We start from the raw sequence: 872 nt of genomic DNA on the forward strand, positions 1-872 counted from the left end.
GTCCAGCAGCGAGCGGTCGGCCTCGTTCTGTCGTTCTGTCTGCATGTTCCAATGTCATGGCGCGAAAGCTCCATGTTCATCGGCCCATTGCAAGGTGCCTTGGTGCCTTGGTGCACCGCATACGGTAGATGTTCAGATCACCGCCGTGCCTGATTCCTTCCGATGTCTGTTCGATGTTCGATGTGCCAAAGCCGCATCGACAGATGGAACCAGTCAAGAATGTGGGTTACGGGCTGCCGGCTTGCGCTGAGCACAATACCTTGCAGCCCGGCGTCTCCGTCGCTGAAAACGGTGACGTCGCGGCCAGGCAACCATCCCTGAGCCCGCAGCGCGGCACGAACCGCGTCATGCTTGCCCAGTGGCAACATTTGGCGCGGCGGCGAACTGCCGCGATGGCCGGCCTTTGGCCACAACGCGCCCCATGGCGATTTCGAAATGCCGGCTTTGATATCCGGGAACTGCGCGGATGTAGGCACCGTCAATGAATACGGAAATGGGCGATCCGTCGGCTCGGCTGATGCGATAGGGGCTTGCGACGTCCCGCTTCTCGATCTGATCGGCGACCTTGGCGAGCCGGTTGACAACGGTCCGATGATTGTGTGGTCGCGGAGCGGGCACAAGGAGATCGAGCACACGGGCGGCTTCTCGAAACGATAGCCGGGAGCCGAGTTCAGCCTGGATTCGCTCCAATTCCGGCGTTGCTCTGCCCTTCAACAGGGTCTCGATGCTTCCGGTGTCCGATCTTGCCGTCTTTCCGCAGGCGCAACTGCGGAACCGAGGCACTCGCAGGCGACAAATGCCGAAGAGCGAATGGGACCGTACGAGATCGATAATCATGGATCCCGCGAAATCGGTTGTATTCGTGACATTTC

The 872-nt window shown here is 60.0% G+C and carries 1 pseudogene; it reads right to left on the bottom strand.

Annotated features, from left to right (window positions below):
- Positions 1-124: 124 nt before the first annotated feature.
- Positions 125-872, bottom strand: a pseudogene (locus tag EOA23_RS35080) (ISKra4 family transposase); the annotation flags it as partial.

The organism is Mesorhizobium sp. M2A.F.Ca.ET.042.01.1.1 (assembly GCF_003997405.1).
In the GTDB taxonomy this organism is placed as follows: Bacteria; Pseudomonadota; Alphaproteobacteria; order Rhizobiales; family Rhizobiaceae; genus Mesorhizobium.